This window comes from Bradyrhizobium diversitatis, from assembly GCF_016031635.1.
Classification (GTDB): Bacteria; Pseudomonadota; Alphaproteobacteria; order Rhizobiales; family Xanthobacteraceae; genus Bradyrhizobium; species Bradyrhizobium diversitatis.
On sequence record NZ_JACEGD010000016.1, the window covers coordinates 45,094 to 66,038 of the forward strand.

Consider the following 20,945-nt stretch of genomic DNA (forward strand, 5'->3'; position numbering starts at 1 on the left):
TTGGCCGGCATTGACGACGAACACCGCTTGTGTGCGCCTGTTCACCTGCGGATGACGGCCTTCAGCGAGTCCGTGAACACCCAGAAGGAAGCGGCCAACAGGCCGACGTCCTTCAGCAGGAACTGCCCCGGTGCGACCGTGATCGCGGGCGCCCCGAGCTCCGGCACGACGACGCCAGGCGTCGAGATCATGAAGCTCAGCGTCGTGACGAACAGCCCGGCCGAGAGAAGGCCGCCGGCTGCGGAATAGATCGGGCTTGCCAGCCGAAGCGCGATCAAAGACCCGATGCTCAGTTCGACGAAGCCGAGAAAGGTGGAGAAGCCGCGGACCGAGAACAGCGCGTAGAACCAGCGCAACAGTGGGCTGTTCTCCACCAGGGGAACCAGCCCCTGCGCTTCGTAATCGGTGAACTTCATCCCGCCGAACCAGGCGTAGATGATTGCAAGCGATGCATAGAGGCCGATCCGGCTGACCGGTTCGGCGTAGGCGAGCAGGCGTTCAGACTGGTCGCGCCAACTGATGGTGCGGCGCAGGGCGATGGATGAGGTGGGCGAGTGGCTGATGATGCGTGACATGGTTGTCTCCGTTTTGATGCTGGGTTTCGCTCACGCATTCACGCGCGTGTGCAGGTTGTAGCGAGGGGCGGGAATGGCGCTCGAGAGCTTGTTCGTCATGGCGAGCCGCGTGCTCTCGTGGCGATCCCACGCGGACCTGTCGGCCAGCGCCGGGATCGTCAGATCGCGGCGATGGAGGCGATGTTGATGATCGTGCCGTGGCCGCGGTCGATGAATCCGGGGACCGCCGCGTAGGTCAGGCGCGTTAGCGCGCCGACGTTGAGGCGGATCATGTCCTCCAGCTTGTCGATGTCGGAGGCGATCAGCGGGGCTGAGGCGCCGACGCCGGCGTTGTTGACCAGCACCGAGATGCCGGGCTCGGTTCTGAGGAGTTGCTCGACATGGCGCAGGTCGGACGGGGATGTGAGATCGGCTTGCACCGTCTCCATCTTGCGGCCGCTTTCATTGGCGAGCCTGCGCGCCAGCGATGCGAGCCGCTGCCTGTTGCGCGCAACGAGGATGAGGTCGTGGCCGCGCTTCGCCAGGCGGTCGGCGTAGATCGCGCCGATTCCGGTCGAAGCACCGGTGATGAGGGCGGTGCCTTTTCTGGTCTGGGTCATTTTCGTCTCTCCGTTTCGGTGCGGAGAGGAATAGGCACTTCCGGAAATGATGGGTATCTGGCAAATTCGGGATCTATCCTTCCAGAATATGGAAGTGCCCCATGGATCGTCTCGAAAGCATGTCGGTCGTTTTGGCGGTGGCAGAGGCCGGCAGCCTGTCCGCCGCCGCACGCCGCCAGAAAATGCCGCTGGCGACGGTGAGCCGGAAGGTCTCGGAGCTCGAGGAGCACCTCCAGACCAAGCTGTTTCATCGATCGAGCCGCGCGCTCGTCCCAACGGACGCCGGGCGCTCCTACGTCGCCGCGGCCAAGCGAATTCTCGCCGATCTCACCGAAGCCGAGCGCGTTGCCGCCGGCGAATACACCACGCCGCGTGGAGATCTGAGCATCACGACGCTGGTCGCGCTCGGTCGCCTCTGCTTGCAGCCGATCCTTGCCGAGTTCCTTGCGGCGTTTCCGGAAGTGGACGTTCAGCTCATCTTGCAGGACCGGACGCTCAACCTCCTGGACGAGCACATTGATGTCGCGCTTCGCGTCGGCGATCTCGCCGACAGCGGCCTGATCGCCGTACGGGTGGGGGACATTCACCGCGTCGCCTGCGCAAGCCCGTCCTATCTGAAGCTGCGGGGAACGCCGAAGGCTCCCGATGATCTCTCCGCCCACGACTGCATCAGCTATCCTGCGCTACAATCACCGGGCACATGGCGATTCAAACGAGGGCAGACCGAATATGCTGTCCCGGTGCGGTCGCGCTTCATCGCGAGCAATCTGGAATCGGCCATCGATGCCGCACGCGCAGGCATCGGGATCACCGTCGTGTTCTCCTACCTGGCGTCGGATGCGCTGCGGTCCGGAGAGCTGATCGCGCTTCTGCAGGACTTTCAGCCGCCGCCGCAGCCGGTCAACTTCGTCTATTCGCCCAACCGCTTCATGCCGGCCAAACTGCGAGCCTTTCTCGATTTTGCAGTACCGCGCCTGAGGGCGCGCTTGGCCGACATGCCCCGGGACGTGGCGTCGCGGAAGCAACGGGCGTGACTGTGTCGGGCGCGGACATCAGAAATGCAGATTGATCCTCAGCAGCGCCTGGTGCCGCTCGAATTGCTCGAGGTTGAGGCTCCGGTTGTCGCCGAGTGCTTTGCCCGCGACCTGCATCTGCCAAGTGCCGGAAATGCCGACTTCCTTCGAGATACTGTAGGAGAAGGTCGGGCCGGCGAAGACTGCGTCTCCCAAAAAGCGGTCGAGGCCGCTGCCATCATAGGCCCGCGCGTAGCGTATGCCGAGGCCGAACAAGAGCTCGGGCTGCACTGCGTACGAGATCGCCGCCTGGAGCTGCATCTCTGAATCGTGTCGCCAGAGATTGGTGACGATCTCGCGGGTTCCGCCGGTCCCGTACCAGACGTTGAAGGCCGCAAACAGCCTGTCCTTGACCAGCTCGCGATCGAACAACGCGGCAAACTCCGCGCCATATTGCGCGATATTCATGCCGGTGGCGTCGTCGATCCGGCTCCAGCCGGGCTGTGCATGGAGAGTCAAACCGAACGGCGCGACAGCACGATCGACCAACTTGTAGCGCAGTTCGAGCGCGGCGCCGCTGAAAGCGACGTCCCGATGATCGGCAAGTCCCGGAACGCCGCTGATGTGCTGCCCGCTCAGCGAAAATCCCGGCGCGATCCGGAAATTGTCCGAGACCGTGTATTTGACTTGATTGAGATTGGCCAAGGCTGCGTAGCTGCCGGAGCGCTTGCCGAACGCGCCGACATTCTCGAACTCGACCTCGATCTCGCCGGGCTTGCCGATGTCGGAGCCCATGCTGAAACCGAAAATGTGCTCGGTGTCGATCTCCGCGTGAGCTGACGGCAGGTTCTGCGCAGGCTTCGAGGCGGCATGGCTGAGCGGGCCGCGAGGCGTGCCATATGTGCGCCCCGGCTTGTCGTCGGCCAAGGCCAAGGCACAGCTCGCCAGCTGACTGGCCACGATCGTTGCCGCCGCTACGGCGTGCGGGAAGCTCAATATTCCAGACACGAACAATTCACCTCTAAGCCGGGACTCGCTGATGGACGGAAGGTCTCAGGCAAGCGCCGACCGTATGCAAATGCAAGTCATTCGCAAGACATTCCATGAAATTGCCCCCGATGCAATTGTTGCGACTCGTTCTTAGTTGCGTTCAAGTGTCGCGGCTGGACTGAGCTCCAGCGCAAATCGCCTTGGGGAGGCGGGGGGCCGGGAATTCGCGCGGGTCGGGCCCCAATTAATGCAAGATCAGGTGGCCGCACCGACTATGCCATGCCAGTGCGGATCGCGAGCGGCTGGGACGATTGAGCGGTTCTTGCGCGCTTGCGGGCCACGGCGTGCCGGCCGGAGGCATTGACCGTGCTGCCGGCAAGAGGCTGCGAAAGGACGTCTGCCGGACCAGTCAGGCTTATCGAAATCAACCTCTGGCGATGTCCCGGCTTATCTTCTGCAATCGTGCAAAGGCGGCCCACGCGTTTGGATATTGGGCGTCTCTTGAATCGATCGTGAGCAGCGCGCGGCAGGCCTCGTTGATGTCGTCCGCTGAAGGACGCATGGAGATGTCGCCCGATGACTCCGCCCGCTTCCAGCGGTCCTCGACCTCTTTCGCCAGGGCCAGCGCTTCCGACGGGGTTTGCTTCCGGGTTGGCTTCGCCAATGCGTGGTCCGGAGGGAATGTGGGCCAGGCGGTGGGAGGCCGATCGGCGCGCCAGTCGCCTTCCTTGGTGGCCTCGCGCTTCGCGGGCGGATTTGCCTGTCCAGGTACGGCATCAGGCGGAACGGTCCGGCCGGCCAACTCGCGGATCTGCTGCTCCATTGTCCCGCCAGATGACGATCCGCCCGCCGAGGGCGCTGTCAGGACGGGCGCAATCGACGTCTGCACGTCGGGGGCAATCTTCTGGACGGTCTTGACGACAGCCGACGCGCCGGGTGACAGAGCCGGTCGCTGTTGCGCGACCTTGTCGTCCTCGGTGGGGCAGGGCCGGTATCCCGAACGCTGACGTGTGATGCGTCCGTCATCATCGATGCGGGCAAAATCAATGGCCACAGTGTAGACGAAAGCGGCGTCGATGACCTGGCCGGACTTGTCCCTTGCCTTGACACCGCCGCAAACATACCTCGCCGCGCCGGCTTCGACTGAACGCAACGCGCCGAATGTGGCCGTCCCTGGATCGATCAGCGCATGTCGAACGGCTGCGCGAGCTTTCATGTGTTCGGTCGATAGCGCGCTGATCAGGACGTCAGGGTTGATCAAATCGGGCTGGTAGTACCACACATACTCGACGGCAAAAAAAGCTGCGCCGAAAGCGGCTGCGATCAGGACACCGGGTACATTCATGGGATTTCTCCGGGTGAAGGAACCCGGCATGGTTGTTATTTGTTTCAAGAACCATTTGCGCTAGAGTCTTCTAACAAGGCGTTAATCGGTTGTGCGATCGAGGAGAATCTATCAGACGATGGTCCTCGGGAGGGATGAGCTCCGCCGGATCCATCTGCGCGCCTTGTTGACAATGCGGGGCGAGGCGGTACCACCATGGCAAAATGGACGGAGCAACCTGATGACGAGTGGCTTGCGCAAGGGTTTGACGAGCTATGGCGATGCCGGCTTCTCGCTGTTCCTGCGCAAGGCGTTCATCAAGGCGATGGGCTATTCCGACGACGCGCTGGAGCGCCCGATCGTCGGCATCACCAACACCTATAGCGACTACAATCCGTGCCACGGCAACGTCCCTGACATCATCGAAGCCGCCAAGCGCGGCGTGATGCTGTCCGGCGCCATGCCTTTCGTGTTTCCGACCATCTCGATCGCCGAAAGCTTTGCGCATCCGACCTCGATGTACCTGCGTAACCTGATGGCGATGGACACCGAGGAGATGATCCGCGCCCAGCCGATGGATTCGGTGATCGTGATCGGCGGCTGCGACAAGACGCTGCCGGCGCAGGTGATGGCGGCGATCAGCGCCGATTTGCCTACGGTGGTCATTCCGGTAGGTCCCATGGTGGTCGGTCATCACAAGGGCGAGGTGCTGGGCGCCTGCACCGATTGCCGCCGTCTCTGGGCCAAATATCGCGCCGGTGACATGGACGACGCCGAGATCGAGGCGGTGAATGGGCGCCTGGCGCCGTCGGTCGGCACCTGCATGGTGATGGGCACGGCCTCGACCATGGCCTGCATGATCGAAGCCATGGGCCTGTCGCTGCCGATGAGCGCAACGATCCCGGCGCCGCACGCCGAGCGTTTCCGTCTCGCCGAGGCGAGCGGCAAGGTGGCCGCCGAGATGGCGAAGACCAAGGGGCCGAAGCCCAGCGAGTTGTTGACGCCTGCCTCTTTCAGGAATGCGCAGGTCGTCCTCCAGGCGATCGGCGGATCGACCAATGGCCTGATCCATCTGACCGCGATGGCGCATCGCTCGCCGCACCGGCTCGATCTCGAGGTGTTCGACCGGATCGGCCGCGAGGTGCCGGTGCTGGTCGACCTGAAGCCGTCCGGCGAGCACTATATGGAGCACTTCCACCACGCCGGCGGTGTGCCGAAGCTGCTGGCGCAGCTCGGCGATCTCATCGATCTCGATGCCAGGACCATTTCGGGCCAGACGCTGCGCGATGTCGTCGCGAATGCGGAGGACGTGCCCGGCCAGGATGCGATCCGTCCGCGTGACAATCCGATCAAGAAGGAAGGCGGCCTCGCCATCCTGCACGGCAATCTCGCGCCGCGCGGCGCCGTCATCAAGCAATCGGCGGCGAGCCCGAAGCTGCTCAAGCATACGGGCCGCGCGGTGGTGTTCGAATCCGTCGAGGACATGACGCTGCGGGTCGACGATCCCGATCTCGACGTGAACTCCGACGACGTGCTGGTGCTGCGCAATGCCGGCCCCAAGGGCGCACCCGGCATGCCCGAGGCCGGCTATCTGCCGATCCCCAAGAAGCTCGCGCGCGGCGGCACCAAGGACATGGTGCGCATCTCGGATGCGCGCATGAGCGGCACCGCGTTCGGCACCATCGTGCTGCACATCACCCCGGAGTCCGCCGTCGGCGGGACGCTGGCGCTGGTCGAGAACGGCGACATGATCCGCCTCGATGTCGAAAAGCGCAGCATCGAGCTTCTGGTCGATGCCGCCGAGCTGGAGCGGCGCCGCGCCGCGCTGAAGCCGGCCGCCGTCCCCGAGGAAACGCGGCGCGGCTACGCCTGGCTGTTCAACGAGACCATCATGCAGGCCGACGAGGGCTGCGACTTCGACTTCATGCAGAGGACCGGGAAACAGACGGAGAAGCATTGATCGGCCGCGCGAACGAACGCTCGGATCGGCTGCTTCAAATTGCCGGCGGAGACAGGCTGCATCTGTCCTAGGTAACGACCTGCTCGATCCGCCACTGCGCGTCTTCGTGCAGGTAGCGGAACGGCGTGCCGTGGCTGTTCTTGAAATAGCTGCCACATAGTGCGTTTGCCATGGCTTGCATCACGGCGTCGTGGCAGACGAACAGGAAATTGTCGTCGGGATGGCGCGCGAGCCACCCCGAGACGCAGGCCAGCGACCGTCCGGCCATGGCGTCCCAGCTTTCGCCGTCGGCCGGCAGGATCGACACGAGACCCGTCGCGGATTTGACGCCGTGCTTGATCATGAGGTCGCGGACGGGAAGGCCTTCAAAACTGCCGAAATCGAACTCAATGATGCCGTCGTCTATCGCGAGCGGCACCGCGATCACGTCCGCGATGATCTCGGCCGTCCGCGCCGCGCGTACCAGGGGGCTTGCGACGATGCGGCTGATGCCGACGCCGTGCAGCGCGTGCGCGGCCTCGCGCGCTTGTCGCAGGCCATCGTCGTTCAGCGGATTGTCGGTGCGGCCCTGGAATCGCCCCTCGCGATTCCAGTCGGTGGCGCCGTGGCGGAGGCCGTAGAAACTGCGCGCGGGCCTCGTCACTTCGACTTGCTCGTGAACTTCTTCACGGCGGAGCGAAACGCCTCCGTGTTCATCGCCATGATGATCTTGTGCTCCTCGGCATCCAGCTGCTGCTTCACCGGCGTGGTGGCGGCCTGGTCGACCAGCTGCTTGGTGCCGGCGATCGCGGCCGGCGGGTTCTGCGCCAGCCGTTCGGCAAGCTGCCGCGTCGCCGCCTTCAGCTCGGTTGCGGGAACGGTCTTGGCGACCAGGCCCCATTCATAGGCCTGCTGCGCGGTAAAATTGTCCTCGGCGAGAAAAATCTGCAGCGCGCGGCGCGAGCCCACCGTGCCGACGATGCCGACCGTCGAGCCGCCGTCCGGCGACACCCCGATCTTGGCATAGGCGGGCGTGAACCTGGCATCATCAGCGGCGATGCAAAGGTCGGTGACGAAGGCGAGGCCCATGCCGGCGCCGGCGGCCGAGCCGTGCACGCTGGACAGCGAGATCTTCGGCATGCGCCTGACGATCTCGATGAAGGCATGATAGTGCTTGAGCAGCTCGCCGACGACTGAAGTCACCGTGCCGGCTTCGGCGGCGGCTCCGATCGTCTGCAGATCGCCGCCGGCGCAGAAGGCGCGGCCTTCGCCTTCGAGGACGACGACGCGGATGTCGTCCGCGCCTTCGATATAGGTGGCGAGCTGTTCGAGCTTCTGGGCAATCGCAAGGTTGATCGCGTTGAACGCAGCGGGGCGGTTCAGCGTGATGGTTGCGATCGGGCCGTCGATCCGCAGCAGGGCGGGATCATCGGGCTTTGAGACGGGAGCGGTCATCTGGAAAATCCCCGGCAGGAGGTCGAGACTCGAACTAAATCGCAGAAGGGCAGGGGTGACAATCCCCGGCCGCCGCTCTTGCGCCGGGCGGAACGATCGGCTCAAATGGGGCTGCCTTCGTCAAGGGACGGACACGAGCGCCGGCTCCTCCTAAGGCCAGCAACCAGAATCAGCGAGAGAGGAGACGGCATGGGTTACGCTCGTGTCTTCCGGAAATGGGCTGTCCAATGACGGGCGGTCCTGTGATCATCGTCGGCGCCGGCCATGGCGGCTATCAGGTCGCAGCATCGTTGCGCCAGGCCGGCTTTTCGGAGCGCATCTGCCTGATCAATGACGAGGCGCATCTGCCCTATCAGCGCCCGCCACTGTCGAAGGCCTACATCAAGGGCTCTGCCGGACCGGAGAGCCTGATGTTCCGGCCCGAGAAATTCTATCAGGACCAGAAGATCGAGCTGATCGCGGGCCGCGCCGCCTCGATCGACCGCGCCGGGCACAAGGTGCATCTCGCATCCGGCGAGACGCTGGCTTACGGCCACCTCGTGCTGGCGACCGGCGCGCGCAACCGCCTGCTCGACCTGCCCAATGCCAACCTGCCCGACGTGAGATATTTGCGCATCCTCGACGACAGCGAGGCGCTGCGCAAGATCATGCCGTCGAAGACACGTGCGGTGATCATCGGCGCCGGCTTCATCGGCCTCGAATTCGCCGCGACCGCTCGCATCAAGGGCCTCGAGGTCGACGTGCTCGAGCTCGCCCCGCGCGTGATGGCGCGGGCGGTGACATCAGAGGTCTCGGAGTATTTTCAGGAACGCCATCGCGAGGCCGGGATCCGCATTCACCTTGGCGTGCAGGCCACCTCGATCGAGGCGGAGGGCGGCAAGGTCACCGGCATCTCCTTGAGCGACGGCCAGCATCTGCCGGCCGACCTCGTCGTGGTCGGCGTCGGCGTGCTGCCGAATATCGAGCTTGCGGCGGAGGCGGGGCTTCCAGTCGCCGCCGGCATCATCGTCGACGAATATCTTGCGACGGCCGATCCTGATATCTCCGCGATCGGCGATTGCGCGCTGTTCGCAAGCCCGCGCTTCGGCGGATCGCTGCGGCTGGAATCAGTGCAGAACGCCACCGATCACGCCCGCTGCCTTGCAGCAAAGCTGACCGGCGACAAGAAGCCCTACGACAGCCATCCCTGGTTCTGGAGCGACCAGGGCGACGACAAGCTCCAGATCGCTGGCCTCACCACCGGCTACGACCGCGTCGTGCTGCGCGGAGACCCCGCCAAGAAGGCGTTCTCGGCGTTCTGCTATCACGGCGACAGGCTGCTCGGCATCGAATCCATCAACCGCGCCGGCGACCACATGTTCGGCCGCCGCTTGCAGGGCATGGACCGCTCGATCACGCCGGAGCAGGCCGCGGACGAGAGTTTTGACCTGAAGAGCGCGCTGGCGTGAGTGCTTAGCGCGGCAAAACCGCCGCCACCTCCGCGGCCGTCGGCATCGACGGCCCGGCGCCCATCCGCTGCACGCTGATCGAGGCGGCGGCATTGGCGAAGGCGAGGGCGGTGCGCAAGGGCACATCGTCGGCCAGTTGCGCGGCCAGCGCGCCGACGAAGCAATCGCCGGCGCCCGTGGTGTCGAGCGCCCTGACCACGCGGCCGGGCACGGCAATATCCTCGCGCCCCGCGAGCGCGAGCACGCCGCGCTTGCCGAGCGTGACGCAGATGGTCTGGTCCTCGCGCGCCTGAAGCTGCCGCGCCACGGCAATGATCCTTGTGGCCTCGTCGTTCTCGGAGAGCCCGCTGCCTGCGAGGAAGCCGAGTTCGGTCTCGTTCAGCACGAGGATGTCGACGAGCGCGAGCAGCTCGCGGGACATGGCCTGCGCCGGTGCCGGATTGAGCACCGTCGTGGCCCCGGCGGCGCGGGCGCGTCGGAAGAACGCGGCGATCGTCAGCAGCGGAATCTCGAACTGGCTGACGGCGACGTCGCCCGCCAGCAGCGGCACGACCTCGACGTCGTCGGCGCCGACCAGCCCGTTCGCCCCGGGAATGACGACGATGGTGTTGTCGGCCTCCGCCACCGTGATGATGGCGGTGCCGGTGTGGGCCTCCGCCGTGTCCTTGACGTAACCGAGATCGATGCCCTGGCCGCCGAGAAAGGCCTTCAGCTCGCCTCCGAATGAATCCTTCCCCAGCCGCCCGATCAGCGTGGTCCGCGCGCCAAGCCGTGACGCCGCGACCGCTTGGTTCGCGCCCTTGCCGCCCGGGAAATACAGCACCTGCCGGCCGGCGACGGTCTCGCCGACGCGTGGATGGCGATCGGCCGTCGCCACCACATCCATGTTGATGCTGCCGGCGACGAAGACGCGCCCCATAGGAGACCTCGGCGACCGCTAGACTCTGACCTCGAACTCGTGCCTGACCTTGGCGATGTCGACGAGTGTCGGCAGGCCGGCCTCGTTGCCGAGGCGCTGGATCTTGAAGGTCGAGGCGGCGCGGGCGAAATCGAAATGCTCGCGCCAGCTCTTTCCGGGATGGGCGAGGTAGGAATAGACGTAAGCGCCGTGGAAGACGTCGCCGGCGCCGTTGGTGTCGATCACGCGCTCGCGCGGGATCGGCATCGCCGGCATCACCTGCACCGTTCCTGTCTCGTCGTACCAGAAGAGGCCCTTCTCGCCCATGGTGACGCCGCCGATCCTGCAGCCGCGGCCCTTGAGGTAGTCGAGCATCTTCTCCGGCGTCAGGTCCATCTGCTCGCACAGCCGTTCGGCGACGATGGCGACGTCGATATATTCGAGCAGCTCATGCGTGTTGGTGCGCAGGCCGCCGCCGTCGAGCGAGGTCAGGATGCCCGCCTCGCGGCACACCTTGGCGTAGTGGATCGCGGCGTCCGGCTGGTGGCCGTCGACGTGCAGCGCGCGGCAGCCGCCGAGATTGAGCATCGGGAAGGGGTGGATGTGCTCGTCGTCGCGGCAGCGGACGATGGCGCGCTTGCCGTCCTTGGGCATGATGAAGGAGAGCGAGGACTGGTTGACCTTGCGCCCGTGCAACGAGATGCCGTACTTGGCGCACATGTCCTGGAACATGCGCCCCAGCCAGTCATTGGCCGCCGTGGCGATGAGATCGGGCACGATGCCGAGCTTGGCGCAGCAGAACGCCGCCGTCACCGCATTGCCGCCGAAGGAGACCGCGTAGTCCGAGGCCACGTGCTTCTCGTCGCCGGTCGGCATGTGGTCGGTGATGAAGACGACGTCGATATAGGTCTGTCCGATGAAGAGAGCCTGCATTGCTTGTCCGTGATGCGCTTGTGGTCCCGGCCGGCGGGATTACTCTAGCACCGGTTCCGCTCCGGAGGGACGCTGAAATTATTCGCAAAACTGCCGCCCGAAGCGCTTGAGGTCAGCATGGTGCCGGAATACGACCATGTCGGCCCAATGCCAAGCCCGGACAAACGCCGTCTGTCGGTCCCTGGGTTCCAAGTCGATCAAAAGGGTGCAGGATGATCACCGGCCTCGATCACATCGTCGTTCTGGTGAGGGATATCGGTGCGGCCAAGGCGGCCTATCAGACGCTGCTGGCCCGCGCGCCGGCCTGGCAGAATTCCGGCGAGGGCGCTGACCGGGTGCTGTTCACCCTCGACAACATGACGATCGAGCTGATGGCCCCTCACGGCTTCAGCGCCACCGGCGACCGCATGCGCGCACTGCTCGAGGACCAGGAGGGCATGCTCGCCAGCCTGTGCTTTCGTGTCGCGGACATCGGCAAGATGCACCGGCGGCTGGAGCGGGTGGCCTTGAGGCCCGACCCGGTTGCGGAAGTCGAAAGCAGCGATGCGGTCAGCGATGCCGTGCTGCACTGGAAGCGCACGCGGGCTGCCACGGAGCTCACGCGCGGCGTGCGCATGTTCTTCCTTGAGCTTGCCGACGAGCGTCCGAAGTCGGTCGCGACCGACATCGCGCCGATCGACGCGCTCGACCACGTCGTCATCACCACCGAGGATTCCGAGCGCGCCGCCGCGCTCTATGGAGCGCGGCTCGGGCTCGACCTCGCGCTCGACCGCTCGCACCAGGACTGGGGCCAGCTGATGTTCTTCCGCTGCGGCGATCTCATCGTCGAGGTGGTGCGCCGGCCCGTGGCCGGCGGTGACCTCACGCATGACCGGCTCTGGGGCCTGAGCTGGCGTGTCGCCGACATCGACGCCACCCGCGCCCGCCTGATCGCCGCCGGCCTCGACGTCAGCGAAGTCCGCAATGGCCGCAAGCCGGGCACGCGCATCATGACGGTGCGGAACGGGACCTGCGGGATTCAGACCGTGCTCTTGGAGCGCTCGCCGAAGCCGGTGGAATAGGGCAGTCTGTCCTCCGTCATTGCGAGCGCAGCGAAACAATCCAGAATCCCTCCGCGGTGGCAGTCTGGATTGCTTCGTCGCAAGGGCTCCTCGCAATGACGGCTTCCTCGTGTTACACGCTGACCCGAGAACCTCCAGCGAGCAACCGGTTTGGCGAAGGCAAAGCGAACTCTGAAATGGCAGCGCGATCCCGAGGGGATGCGGCTGCGCATTCTCGAAGCCGCCAAGCAGGAGTTCTCCGCCCATGGGCTCGCCGGCGCGCGCGTCGACCGCATCGCGGCCAAGGCCGGCGCCAACAAGCGCATGCTGTACTATCACGTCGGCAACAAGGACGAGCTCTATCTCGCGGTGCTCGAAGGCGCCTATGACAAGATCCGCAGCGAGGAGCGCGGGCTCGATCTCGAGCATCTCGATCCGCCCGAGGCCATCCGCCGCCTGATCGAGTTCACCTGGAATTACTTCCTGCGCAATCCCGAGTTCCTGTCTTTGCTCCAGACCGAGAACCTCGCGCGCGCAAAGCACCTGAAGAAATCGACCAAGGTCAAGTCGATGCACTCGCCCTTCGTCGAGATGATCCGCACCGTGGTGCGCCGCGGCGTCGATAGCGGGGATTTCCAGGTCGCGGTCGATCCGGTGCAGCTCTACATCTCCATTGCGGCGCTGAGCTTCTTCTATCTCTCCAATTCGGCCACGCTCAGCGTGATCTTCGGCCGTGATCTCCTGGACAAGAAGGCCAAGGACGAGCGGCTGGCTCACATGTCCGGGCTCGTGCTGGCGGCATTGACCGGCAAGTCCGTCGCGCTGTTCGAGATCGCGAAGGCCCCGAAGCAGCGCAGCGCGGTGGCGCAGACGGTTTAGCGCTCCATTCTCTCTGCTGTCATTCCGGGGCGGTCCGTAGGACCGAACCCGGAATCTCGAGATTCCGGGTCGATGCTTCGCATCGTCCGGAATGACGACGATTTCGGGGGGCGGAACCCCGGCGCAAAACGTCACAGGGAAAGCTCTGGACAGTATTTATCCAACGGGTTAATTTCTCCCCACAACCAAGAAGACTGCCGGGAGTGAAAATTGGCCGAGCCCAAGCCGCAAAACGCTGTTTCCAAGCTGCTGAATGCGGCCTGGGTTCGGCCGTTCCTGTTCCTGGTCTTCATCGTCGTCGCCTGGGATCTCGCGATCCGAATCTTCAGGATTCCCGCTTACCAGATCCCGTCGCCGCTCGATGTCGTCGCCGTGCTGCGCACCGAATGGCCGGAGCTGCTGCGCCAGTCCTGGCCGACCACCTACGCCACCGTCTGCGGCTTCCTGCTCTCGGCGCTGTTCGGCATTCCCGTGGCGATGCTGATCGCGGGCTCCAAGACGGTGGAGAGCTACGTCTATCCATTGCTGGTGTTCTCGCAATCCGTGCCGAAGATCGCGATCGCGCCGCTGTTCGTGGTCTGGTTCGGTTTCGGCATCATTCCCAAGGTGATCTCGGCGTTCCTGCTCGGCTTCTTTCCAGTCGTCGTCTCCGCGGTCCAGGGCTTCAAGTCGGTCGACCCCGACATGGTCGATCTCGCCCGTGCCATGCAGGGCAGCCGTTTCCAGGTGTTTCGCGCGGTGAACCTGCCGCATGCGCTGCCGGCGATCTTCTCCGGGCTCAAAGTGTCGGTGACGCTCGCCGTGGTCGGCGCCGTCGTCGGCGAGTTCGTCGGCTCCAATTCCGGCATCGGCTACGTGATGCAGCGCTCGATCGGCACCTTCGATCTGCCGACGATGTTCGCGGCGCTGGTGATCCTGGCGCTGCTCGGCGTGGTCCTGTTCTGGATCGTGGACCGGATCGAGAAGCTGGTCATTCCCTGGCACGTCAGCCAGCGCGAGGACGTGATCTTTGCATCCTGACTAAAGCAACGAGCGGCCACCAACGGCCGACGCAACCAACGGGAAGGGAGAGAAACGATGAAGCGGTGGATTGGAGCTGCATCCGTGGCACTGATGGCGTTCGCAGCCATGCCGGCGCAGGCAGCCGATAAGGTCGTGCTGATGCTGAACTGGTACGTCTATGGCGAGCACGCGCCGTTCTATTACGGCAAGGCCAAGGGCATCTACGCGGCCGAAGGCATCGAGCTCGAGATCCAGGAAGGCCGCGGCTCGGCTGCGACCACGCAGGCGGTTGCCGCCAAGACCGCCGATTTCGGCTATGTCGACGTCCCCACCATGATGCGCGCCGCGATCAAGGGCGCGCCCGTGGTTGCGACCGGCGTGCTGCTGCAGACCTCACCGATGTCCGCGATGGGCTTCGCCGACAAGAACATCAGGAAGCCCGAGGACATCAAGGGCAAGACGGTGGCGATCACGCCGGCGGACTCGATGACGCAGATCTGGCCGCTGTTCCTGAAGAAGACCGGCCTGAAGGAGAGCGACTTCAAGACCGTCGCCGGCGACGGCCAGACCAAGCTCAATGCCGTCATCAACGGCCAAGCTGATCTTCTGCTCGGCTACGTCATGGACCAGTCGATGAAGATCAAGGACGCCACCGGCAAGGACGTCTATCCGATCAAGTTCGCCGACTACGGCATCAACATGGTGTCGTCCGGCATCATCGCCAACACCGACTATGTGAAGGCCAACGCCGATCTCGTCCGCCGCTTCATGTCGGCAACGACGAAAGCGGTGGAAGCCGCCGAGAAGGAACCGAAGGCCGCGGCGCAGTCGATCCTCGATGCCAATCCGAAGGGCGGCAAGATCGACACGCTGACGCAGGGCTTTGAGCTGACCATCCCGCTCTACCGGACCGCGGAGACCAAGGGCAAGCGTCCGTTCCAGGTCACCGACCAGAACATGACCGAGACCGTCAATCTGCTGGTCGAATATGGCGGCCTCGATGCCAAGGCCAAGGAGAACCCGAAGGCCTTCTACACCAACGACTACCTGCCGAAGAGCGGCTCGTGAGCAATCAATCTCCACTGTCGTCCCTGCGAACGCAGGGACCCATAACCACCGGCCTTGATGGTTACGGAAGGTCTCAACCCGCGTGCCCGAACGCTCCGGCGCGGCGTATGGGTCCCTGCGTTCGCAGGGACGACGCGTGGAGAGGGTTATGATGAACCCTGCGACCAAGCCAGTCGATATCAACCAGCCGGCCGCGCATCTGCGCCTGGTGAGCGACCGGGCGGGCGATGCCTCGGGCATCAAGCTGTCAGGCGTGTCGAAGACCTACCGGACGCGCGACGGCGATGTGCCGTCGCTGCGGCCGCTCGACTTCCACATCAATGACGGCGAGTTCTTCGTCGTGGTCGGCCCATCCGGCTGCGGCAAGTCCACGCTGCTCAAGCTGATCTCGGGCCTGCTGGCGCCGACCACGGGCGAGATCCTGGTCGAGGGCCAGAAGGTGACGACGCCGCACGGCGGCATGCAGCAGCGCGCCTCGATCTGCCGCGCCCTGGTGCACGATCCCAGGATCATGCTGATGGACGAGCCGTTCGGCGCGCTCGACGCGCTGACGCGCGAGCGCATGAATGTCGAATTGATGCGGATCCAGCGCGAGACCAAGAAGACCGTGCTCTTGATCACGCATTCGATTCCCGAGGCTGTGTTCCTCGCCGACCGTGTCCTGGTCATGACCGAGCGCCCCGGCGCGATCGCCGCGATCTACGACGTGCCGCTGCCGCGCCCGCGCTCGCTCGACGCGATGGCCGATCCTGTCTTCACCGAGCTCGTGCAGCGCATCCGCAAGCACTTCTTCTCGCAAGGCGCATTGGATTAGGAGCGAGTGATGTTCTCTGGAGCCGCCACAAGCACGGTGCGCTCCCTCCCCCGCTTGCGGGGGAGGGGTGGGGAGAGGGTGTCTCCGCATCGGGAGTGTCCCGTTGCGGATAGAACCCTCACCCGGCGCTGCGCGCCGGCTTCTCCCGCAAGCGGGAGAGGCGAGTCGCCCGCGGTCATGCCTGTCGCACCACGTTCAACTCGTTTCGTTGTGAGATCATGTCCCCCCGCCTGAAGCTGCGAGACATCGCCTTCTTCGAACGTCCCGTGCAATTCGCGCGGCCGTTCCGCTTCGGCGCGATCACGATCAACGCGACGCCGCAGCTGTTCGTGCGGGCCGAGATCGAGATCGAGGGCAGGGGGAGCGCAGTCGGCGCCAGCGCCGAGCTGCTGGTACCGAAATGGTTCGACAAGCGGCCGGAGCTGTCGCCGGCACAGACGGTCGATGGGCTGCGTCGCTCGCTGGGGATCGCGCGCGGACTCTATCTGGCTCGCACCGGATATCAGACCGCGTTCGATCTGCATGCCTCGTGCATCGGTGCCCAGATCGCGACCTGCGCGAAGAAGAACATCCCGGCGCTTGCTGCGGCTTATGGCCCCGCGGAGATCGACAAGGCCATCCTCGATGCGCTGCTCCGCGCCGTCGAGACCAATTTCTTTGACGGGATGGCCGGCAATATCGCGGGTATCGATGCGCGGCTTTCTCCTGATCTGAGCGAGAGGGACATCAGGACGTTTCTCTCCGGCCGGGTGCCGCTGGAGCGTGTTGCCATCAGGCATACCGTCGGCCTTGATGATGTCGTGGAAGGCGAGGGCGGCGTTGCCGATCCGCGCGAGAATACCGGCGCGCGCTACTTCAAGCTCAAGCTGTCCGGAGATCCGGCTGCCGATGCGGTGCGGCTGGCGCGGATCGGCAAGGAGCTCGATACGCTGGGGTATGACTACAGGGTGACGCTCGACGCCAACGAGCAGTACGCCGACCTCGCGGCGTTGCGGGCGTTGATCGACCGGCTTGATCATGACGCCGCGCTGCGCCAGATCGCGGCGCGATTGCTTTATGTCGAACAGCCAATGCCGCGCGACATCACCCGGCAATCGCCGCTGGGCGCACTGGCAGATCGCGGTTTCATCATCGACGAAGCCGACGATTCCTACGATGCTTTTCCGGCCGCCCGAGCCCTCGGCTATCGCGGCATCTCCTCCAAATCCTGCAAGGGTCTCTACAAGTCCATCGTCAATGCCACGCGCGCGGTGAAATGGAGCGCGGAAGGCGAGGCCTTCTTCGTGACCGGCGAGGATCTCACCTGCCAGGCCGGTCTCGCCGTGCAGCAGGACCTCGCGCTCGGAGCCTTCATCGGCGTCACCCATGCCGAACGCAACGGCCACCACTATGTCGACGGCTTTGGCGAGACGCCCGCCCCTGAAGCTGCGGCCTTCGCGGCCGCGCATCCCGATCTCTACGCCGATGCCGGTCAGGGCATCCGCCTCTCCATTCACGACGGCGATCTCCTGACGGGATCGCTTCACACAGCAGGCTTTGCCACCGCGGTCCATCCGGACTGGTCGGCGCTGCGCCCGCTCGAACAGCCAAATTCACTTCAGGAGCAGTTAGCATGACCACCCAACGCCTCGGCCTCATCATGAACGGCGTCACCGGACGCATGGGGCTCAACCAGCATCTGATCCGCTCGATCGTCGCCATCCGTGACCAGGGCGGCGTCCGCCTGAAGAACGGCGATCGCGTCATACCCGACCCGATCCTGGTCGGCCGCAGCGCCGAGAAGGTCGAGGCGCTGGCCAAGCGCTTCAACATCACGCGCTGGACCACCGACCTCGACGCCGCGCTCGCCGACAAGAACGACACCATGTTCTTCGACGCCGCGACGACGCAGGCGCGCCCCGGTCTTCTGACCCAGGCCATCAACGCCGGCAAGCACGTCTATTGCGAGAAGCCGATCGCCACGAACTTCGAAGAAGCGCTCGAAGTGGTCAAGCTCGCCAATGCCAAGGGCGTCAAGCACGGCACGGTGCAGGACAAGCTGTTCCTGCCGGGTCTGAAGAAGATCGCCTTCCTGCGCGACTCCGGCTTCTTCGGCCGCATCCTCTCGGTGCGCGGCGAGTTCGGCTATTGGGTGTTCGAAGGCGGCTGGCAGGAGGCGCAGCGGCCGTCCTGGAACTACCGCGACGAGGACGGTGGCGGCATCATCCTCGACATGGTCTGCCACTGGCGCTACGTGCTCGACAACCTCTTCGGCAACGTCCAGAGCGTGGTCTGCATCGGCAACACCGACATCCCCGAGCGCTACGACGAGCAGGGCAAGAAGTACAAGGCGACCGCGGACGATTCCGCCTACGCGACGTTCCAGCTCGAGGGCGGCATCATCGCCCACATCAACATGTCCTGGGTGACGCGCGTCTATCGCGACGACCTCGTCACCTTCCAGGTTGACGGCACCCACGGCTCGGCGGTCGCAGGCCTCACCGACTGCATGATCCAGGCGCGGCAGGCGACCCCGCGGCCGGTGTGGAATCCGGACGAGAAGCGGCTGCATGATTTCTACGGCGACTGGCAGAAGCTGCCCGACAACGTCACCTACGACAACGGCTTCAAGGAGCAGTGGGAGTTGTTCATCCGCCACGTCTACGAGGACGCCCCCTACAAGTTCACGCTGCTCGAAGGCGCCAAGGGCGTGCAGCTCGCCGAATGCGCGCTGAAGAGCTGGAAAGAGCGGCGCTGGATCGACGTCGCCCCGATCAAGGCGTGAGGTCGTTCGGATAAACCCCGATGTCCACCAAGCCGTCATTGCGAGCGAAGCGAAGCAATCCAGGATCTCTCCGCGGCAACAGTCTGGATTGCTTCGTCGCTTCGCTCCTCGCAATGACGGGGAGAGGTCTGAGCCATGAATAAACCCGTCCAGCCGATGTCGTCATTGTCGCTCAAGCTGCCCAAGGCCGATCGCTCGATCGAGACCTACCGGTTAGCTGCCTCACGCACGTTCCCCGCAAAGCTCGAGGGACCGCTGAACCGCATCGCCTTCTCGGCCGTACACACGGTCGCCGATCCCTTCGTCGACAACGATCCCTGGCTGTCGGTCGCCGTCGACTGGGACAAGACCATCGCTTTCCGCGAGCACGTCTGGGATCTCGGCCTTGGCGTTGCCGAAGCCATGGACACCGCGCAGCGCGGCATGGGGCTGGACTGGCCGACCTCGCTGGAGCTGATCACGCGCTCGGTCGCCGCCGCCAAGCGCCGCAACGCGCTGGTGTTCTCCGGTGCAGGCACCGATCATCTCGCAGTGGAAGATGCGAAAAGCCTCGATGACGTGATCCGCGCCTATGAGGAGCAGATCTCCGCAGTCGAGAAGGTGGGTGGCCGCATCATCCTGATGGCGTCGCGCGCGCTGGCCAAGCTCGGCCGCAACGCCGACGATTATGCCAAGGTCTATGACCGCGTGCTGTCGCAGGTTCGCGAGCCCGTGATCATCCACTGGCTCGGCGACATGTTCGATCCGGCGCTGACGGGATATTGGGGCACCAGGGATCTCGATCAGGCGATGAACACGGCGGTCGCCATCATCAATGGCAACGCCGCCAAGGTCGACGGCGTGAAAGTCTCGCTGCTGGACAAGCAGCGCGAGATCGACATGCGCCGGCGCCTGGACAAGCGCATCAAGATGTACACCGGGGACGATTTCAACTACGCGGAGCTGATCGCCGGTGACGAGCAGGGCTTTTCGCACGCGCTGCTCGGCATCTTCGACGCCATAGCGCCGGCGGCGTCCTACGCGTTGTCGCGGCTGGCAGCCGGTGACGAGGCCGGCTTTCACGACGTGCTCGGGCCGACGGTGCCGCTGTCGCGCCACATCTTCAAGGCGCCGACGCGCTTCTACAAGACTGGCGTCGTGTTCATGGCCTATCTCAACGGCCATCAGGATCATTTCACCATGGTCGGGGGACAGGAGAGCACGCGCTCCATGCTGCATCTGGCCGAGCTATTCCGTCTGGCCGACAAGGCCGGCCTGCTCGCCAACCCTGAGCTCGCGACGCGGCGGATGAAAACCGTGCTCGCCACCCACGGCATCGAATCCTGATGCGCGACTTCTCGTCCGATCATCGCTGGCTGTCGCTGAACACGGCGACGGTCCGCAAGCAGGGTGACCTCGTCGCGATCATCGAGGCCTGTGCGGAGCACGGCATCCGCGCCGTCGATCCCTGGCGCGACCAGGTCGCGGCCGTCGGTCTCGAGCGCGCCGCGCGCGCAGTGCGCGAGACCGGCCTCGAGCTGTCAGGCTATTGCCGCGGCGGCATGTTCACCTCGGACGCCTCGCGCCGGGGCGAGGTGCGCGACGACAACAGGCGCTGCGTCGACGAGGCCAAGGCGCTGGGCGCCTCCTGCATCGTCCTCGTCGTCGGCGGCCTGCCGCAATATTCGCGGCCGGGCAGCGAGGCCTCGAAGGATCTCGTGGCAGCGCGCGGGCAGGTCGAGGAAGCTCTTGCCGAGATGCTCGACTACGCGAGGCAGGCAAAGCTGCCGCTGGCGATCGAGCCCCTGCATCCTGCCTATGCGGCCGACCGCGCCTGCGTGAACACCACGAAGCAGGCGCTCGACATCTGCGACCGGCTCGACCCTGATCGCACCGGCATGCTCGGCGTCGCGCTCGACGTCTATCACATCTGGTGGGACCCGGAGCTGATGAGCCAGATCACGCGCGCCGGCCAGGATCGCCTGCTGGCGTTCCATGTCTGCGACTGGCTGGTACCGACGAAAGACATCCTCAACGACCGCGGCATGATGGGCGACGGCGTCATCGATATCAAATCGGTGCGTCAGGCGGTCGAGGCGCAGGGCTTTGCCGGCTATTCCGAGATCGAGATCTTCTCGAACGACTGGTGGGCTAAGCCGATGGACGAGGTGCTACGCACCTGCATCGCGCGGCATAAGGCGGTGGTCTAGGTCGCGCGCGCGGGC

The 20,945-nt window shown here is 64.9% G+C and carries 19 protein-coding genes and 1 pseudogene; 12 read left to right on the top strand and 8 right to left on the bottom strand.

Features of this window, described 5'->3' with window-relative positions:
• Nucleotides 1–41: 41 nt before the first annotated feature.
• Complete coding sequence (locus H1B27_RS18610; protein ID WP_082821967.1) at nucleotides 42–575, bottom strand: YkgB family protein; 534 nt, start codon at nucleotides 573–575, stop codon at nucleotides 42–44.
• A gap of 161 nt (nucleotides 576–736) precedes the next feature.
• Nucleotides 737–1,174 (bottom strand): annotated as a pseudogene (locus H1B27_RS18615) (SDR family NAD(P)-dependent oxidoreductase); the annotation flags it as partial.
• 101 nt (nucleotides 1,175–1,275) lie between these two features.
• On the opposite strand from H1B27_RS18615, the gene H1B27_RS18620 reads away from it, so the two are divergent.
• Nucleotides 1,276–2,208: a LysR family transcriptional regulator gene (locus H1B27_RS18620; protein ID WP_061878218.1), complete on the top strand. Its 933-nt coding sequence runs from the start codon at nucleotides 1,276–1,278 to the stop codon at nucleotides 2,206–2,208.
• Between the two features lie 18 nt (nucleotides 2,209–2,226).
• On the opposite strand, the gene H1B27_RS18625 is transcribed toward H1B27_RS18620, so the two are convergent.
• Together H1B27_RS18625 and H1B27_RS18630 are read right to left on the bottom strand one after the other, a co-directional pair.
• Nucleotides 2,227–3,195, bottom strand: a complete 969-nt coding sequence (locus H1B27_RS18625) for a DUF6662 family protein (RefSeq protein WP_311976960.1) — start codon at nucleotides 3,193–3,195, stop codon at nucleotides 2,227–2,229.
• A gap of 406 nt (nucleotides 3,196–3,601) precedes the next feature.
• Nucleotides 3,602–4,522 carry a hypothetical protein gene (locus H1B27_RS18630; RefSeq protein WP_197967045.1) on the bottom strand — a complete coding sequence of 307 codons (921 nt, stop codon included), beginning with the start codon at nucleotides 4,520–4,522 and terminating at the stop codon, nucleotides 3,602–3,604.
• Nucleotides 4,523–4,742: 220 nt separating this feature from the next.
• Here H1B27_RS18630 and H1B27_RS18635 point away from each other — a divergent pair, with 220 nt between their 5' ends.
• Nucleotides 4,743–6,461 carry an IlvD/Edd family dehydratase gene (locus tag H1B27_RS18635; protein ID WP_197967046.1) on the top strand — a complete coding sequence of 573 codons (1,719 nt, stop codon included), beginning with the start codon at nucleotides 4,743–4,745 and terminating at the stop codon, nucleotides 6,459–6,461.
• A 67-nt stretch (nucleotides 6,462–6,528) separates the two neighbouring features.
• Here H1B27_RS18635 and H1B27_RS18640 read toward each other — a convergent pair whose 3' ends face one another.
• Both H1B27_RS18640 and H1B27_RS18645 read right to left on the bottom strand, forming a co-directional pair.
• Nucleotides 6,529–7,104 carry a histidine phosphatase family protein gene (locus tag H1B27_RS18640; protein ID WP_197967047.1) on the bottom strand — a complete coding sequence of 192 codons (576 nt, stop codon included), beginning with the start codon at nucleotides 7,102–7,104 and terminating at the stop codon, nucleotides 6,529–6,531.
• A complete protein-coding gene (locus H1B27_RS18645) occupies nucleotides 7,101–7,895 on the bottom strand; it encodes an enoyl-CoA hydratase/isomerase family protein (protein WP_197967048.1) in 795 nt (264 codons plus the stop codon). The genes H1B27_RS18640 and H1B27_RS18645 overlap by 4 nt, the downstream gene beginning before the upstream one ends.
• A gap of 227 nt (nucleotides 7,896–8,122) precedes the next feature.
• Between H1B27_RS18645 and H1B27_RS18650 the strand changes: the two genes are divergently transcribed.
• Nucleotides 8,123–9,343 (top strand): NAD(P)/FAD-dependent oxidoreductase, encoded by a 1,221-nt coding sequence (locus H1B27_RS18650; RefSeq protein WP_197967049.1) that lies wholly within the window; start codon nucleotides 8,123–8,125, stop codon nucleotides 9,341–9,343.
• Nucleotides 9,344–9,347: 4 nt separating this feature from the next.
• On the opposite strand, the gene H1B27_RS18655 is transcribed toward H1B27_RS18650, so the two are convergent.
• A complete protein-coding gene (locus tag H1B27_RS18655) occupies nucleotides 9,348–10,262 on the bottom strand; it encodes a ribokinase (protein ID WP_197967050.1) in 915 nt (304 codons plus the stop codon).
• 18 nt (nucleotides 10,263–10,280) lie between these two features.
• Entirely contained in the window at nucleotides 10,281–11,174 is an 894-nt protein-coding gene (locus tag H1B27_RS18660) for a sugar kinase (protein ID WP_131866928.1), read from the bottom strand.
• A 212-nt stretch (nucleotides 11,175–11,386) separates the two neighbouring features.
• Here H1B27_RS18660 and H1B27_RS18665 point away from each other — a divergent pair, with 212 nt between their 5' ends.
• From H1B27_RS18665 to H1B27_RS18705, 9 genes are all read left to right on the top strand, one after another.
• A complete protein-coding gene (locus H1B27_RS18665) occupies nucleotides 11,387–12,235 on the top strand; it encodes a VOC family protein (RefSeq protein ID WP_197967051.1) in 849 nt (282 codons plus the stop codon).
• A gap of 150 nt (nucleotides 12,236–12,385) precedes the next feature.
• Nucleotides 12,386–13,093, top strand: a complete 708-nt coding sequence (locus H1B27_RS18670) for a TetR/AcrR family transcriptional regulator (RefSeq protein WP_197967052.1) — start codon at nucleotides 12,386–12,388, stop codon at nucleotides 13,091–13,093.
• A 210-nt stretch (nucleotides 13,094–13,303) separates the two neighbouring features.
• Complete coding sequence (locus tag H1B27_RS18675; protein WP_061878209.1) at nucleotides 13,304–14,113, top strand: ABC transporter permease; 810 nt, start codon at nucleotides 13,304–13,306, stop codon at nucleotides 14,111–14,113.
• Nucleotides 14,114–14,170: 57 nt separating this feature from the next.
• Complete coding sequence (locus tag H1B27_RS18680) at nucleotides 14,171–15,163, top strand: ABC transporter substrate-binding protein (RefSeq protein ID WP_197967053.1); 993 nt, start codon at nucleotides 14,171–14,173, stop codon at nucleotides 15,161–15,163.
• A 151-nt stretch (nucleotides 15,164–15,314) separates the two neighbouring features.
• Nucleotides 15,315–15,977, top strand: coding sequence for an ABC transporter ATP-binding protein (locus H1B27_RS18685; protein WP_197967144.1), 663 nt, complete (start codon nucleotides 15,315–15,317; stop codon nucleotides 15,975–15,977).
• 218 nt (nucleotides 15,978–16,195) lie between these two features.
• Complete coding sequence (locus H1B27_RS18690) at nucleotides 16,196–17,593, top strand: enolase-like domain-containing protein (protein WP_197967054.1); 1,398 nt, start codon at nucleotides 16,196–16,198, stop codon at nucleotides 17,591–17,593.
• Entirely contained in the window at nucleotides 17,590–18,741 is a 1,152-nt protein-coding gene (locus H1B27_RS18695; protein ID WP_197967055.1) for a Gfo/Idh/MocA family protein, read from the top strand. Before H1B27_RS18690 ends, H1B27_RS18695 begins: the two co-directional genes overlap by 4 nt.
• Nucleotides 18,742–18,876: 135 nt before the next feature.
• Nucleotides 18,877–20,067, top strand: a complete 1,191-nt coding sequence (locus H1B27_RS18700) for a dihydrodipicolinate synthase family protein (RefSeq protein WP_197967056.1) — start codon at nucleotides 18,877–18,879, stop codon at nucleotides 20,065–20,067.
• Nucleotides 20,067–20,930 carry a sugar phosphate isomerase/epimerase family protein gene (locus tag H1B27_RS18705; RefSeq protein ID WP_197967057.1) on the top strand — a complete coding sequence of 288 codons (864 nt, stop codon included), beginning with the start codon at nucleotides 20,067–20,069 and terminating at the stop codon, nucleotides 20,928–20,930. Before H1B27_RS18700 ends, H1B27_RS18705 begins: the two co-directional genes overlap by 1 nt.
• Nucleotides 20,931–20,945 lie beyond the last annotated feature (15 nt).

Bases quoted from the DNA above. Each gene is read 5' to 3' on its own strand.
- H1B27_RS18610 (WP_082821967.1), bottom strand. From the start codon at position 575: ATGTCACGCATCATCAGCCACTCGCCCACCTCATCCATCGCCCTGCGC.
- H1B27_RS18620 (WP_061878218.1), top strand. From the start codon at position 1,276: ATGGATCGTCTCGAAAGCATGTCGGTCGTTTTGGCGGTGGCAGAGGCC.
- H1B27_RS18630 (WP_197967045.1), bottom strand. From the start codon at position 4,522: ATGAATGTACCCGGTGTCCTGATCGCAGCCGCTTTCGGCGCAGCTTTT.
- H1B27_RS18635 (WP_197967046.1), top strand. From the start codon at position 4,743: ATGACGAGTGGCTTGCGCAAGGGTTTGACGAGCTATGGCGATGCCGGC.
- H1B27_RS18645 (WP_197967048.1), bottom strand. From the start codon at position 7,895: ATGACCGCTCCCGTCTCAAAGCCCGATGATCCCGCCCTGCTGCGGATC.
- H1B27_RS18650 (WP_197967049.1), top strand. From the start codon at position 8,123: ATGACGGGCGGTCCTGTGATCATCGTCGGCGCCGGCCATGGCGGCTAT.
- H1B27_RS18655 (WP_197967050.1), bottom strand. From the start codon at position 10,262: ATGGGGCGCGTCTTCGTCGCCGGCAGCATCAACATGGATGTGGTGGCG.
- H1B27_RS18660 (WP_131866928.1), bottom strand. From the start codon at position 11,174: ATGCAGGCTCTCTTCATCGGACAGACCTATATCGACGTCGTCTTCATC.
- H1B27_RS18665 (WP_197967051.1), top strand. From the start codon at position 11,387: ATGATCACCGGCCTCGATCACATCGTCGTTCTGGTGAGGGATATCGGT.
- H1B27_RS18680 (WP_197967053.1), top strand. From the start codon at position 14,171: ATGAAGCGGTGGATTGGAGCTGCATCCGTGGCACTGATGGCGTTCGCA.
- H1B27_RS18685 (WP_197967144.1), top strand. From the start codon at position 15,315: ATGAACCCTGCGACCAAGCCAGTCGATATCAACCAGCCGGCCGCGCAT.
- H1B27_RS18690 (WP_197967054.1), top strand. From the start codon at position 16,196: ATGTCCCCCCGCCTGAAGCTGCGAGACATCGCCTTCTTCGAACGTCCC.
- H1B27_RS18695 (WP_197967055.1), top strand. From the start codon at position 17,590: ATGACCACCCAACGCCTCGGCCTCATCATGAACGGCGTCACCGGACGC.
- H1B27_RS18700 (WP_197967056.1), top strand. From the start codon at position 18,877: ATGAATAAACCCGTCCAGCCGATGTCGTCATTGTCGCTCAAGCTGCCC.
- H1B27_RS18705 (WP_197967057.1), top strand. From the start codon at position 20,067: ATGCGCGACTTCTCGTCCGATCATCGCTGGCTGTCGCTGAACACGGCG.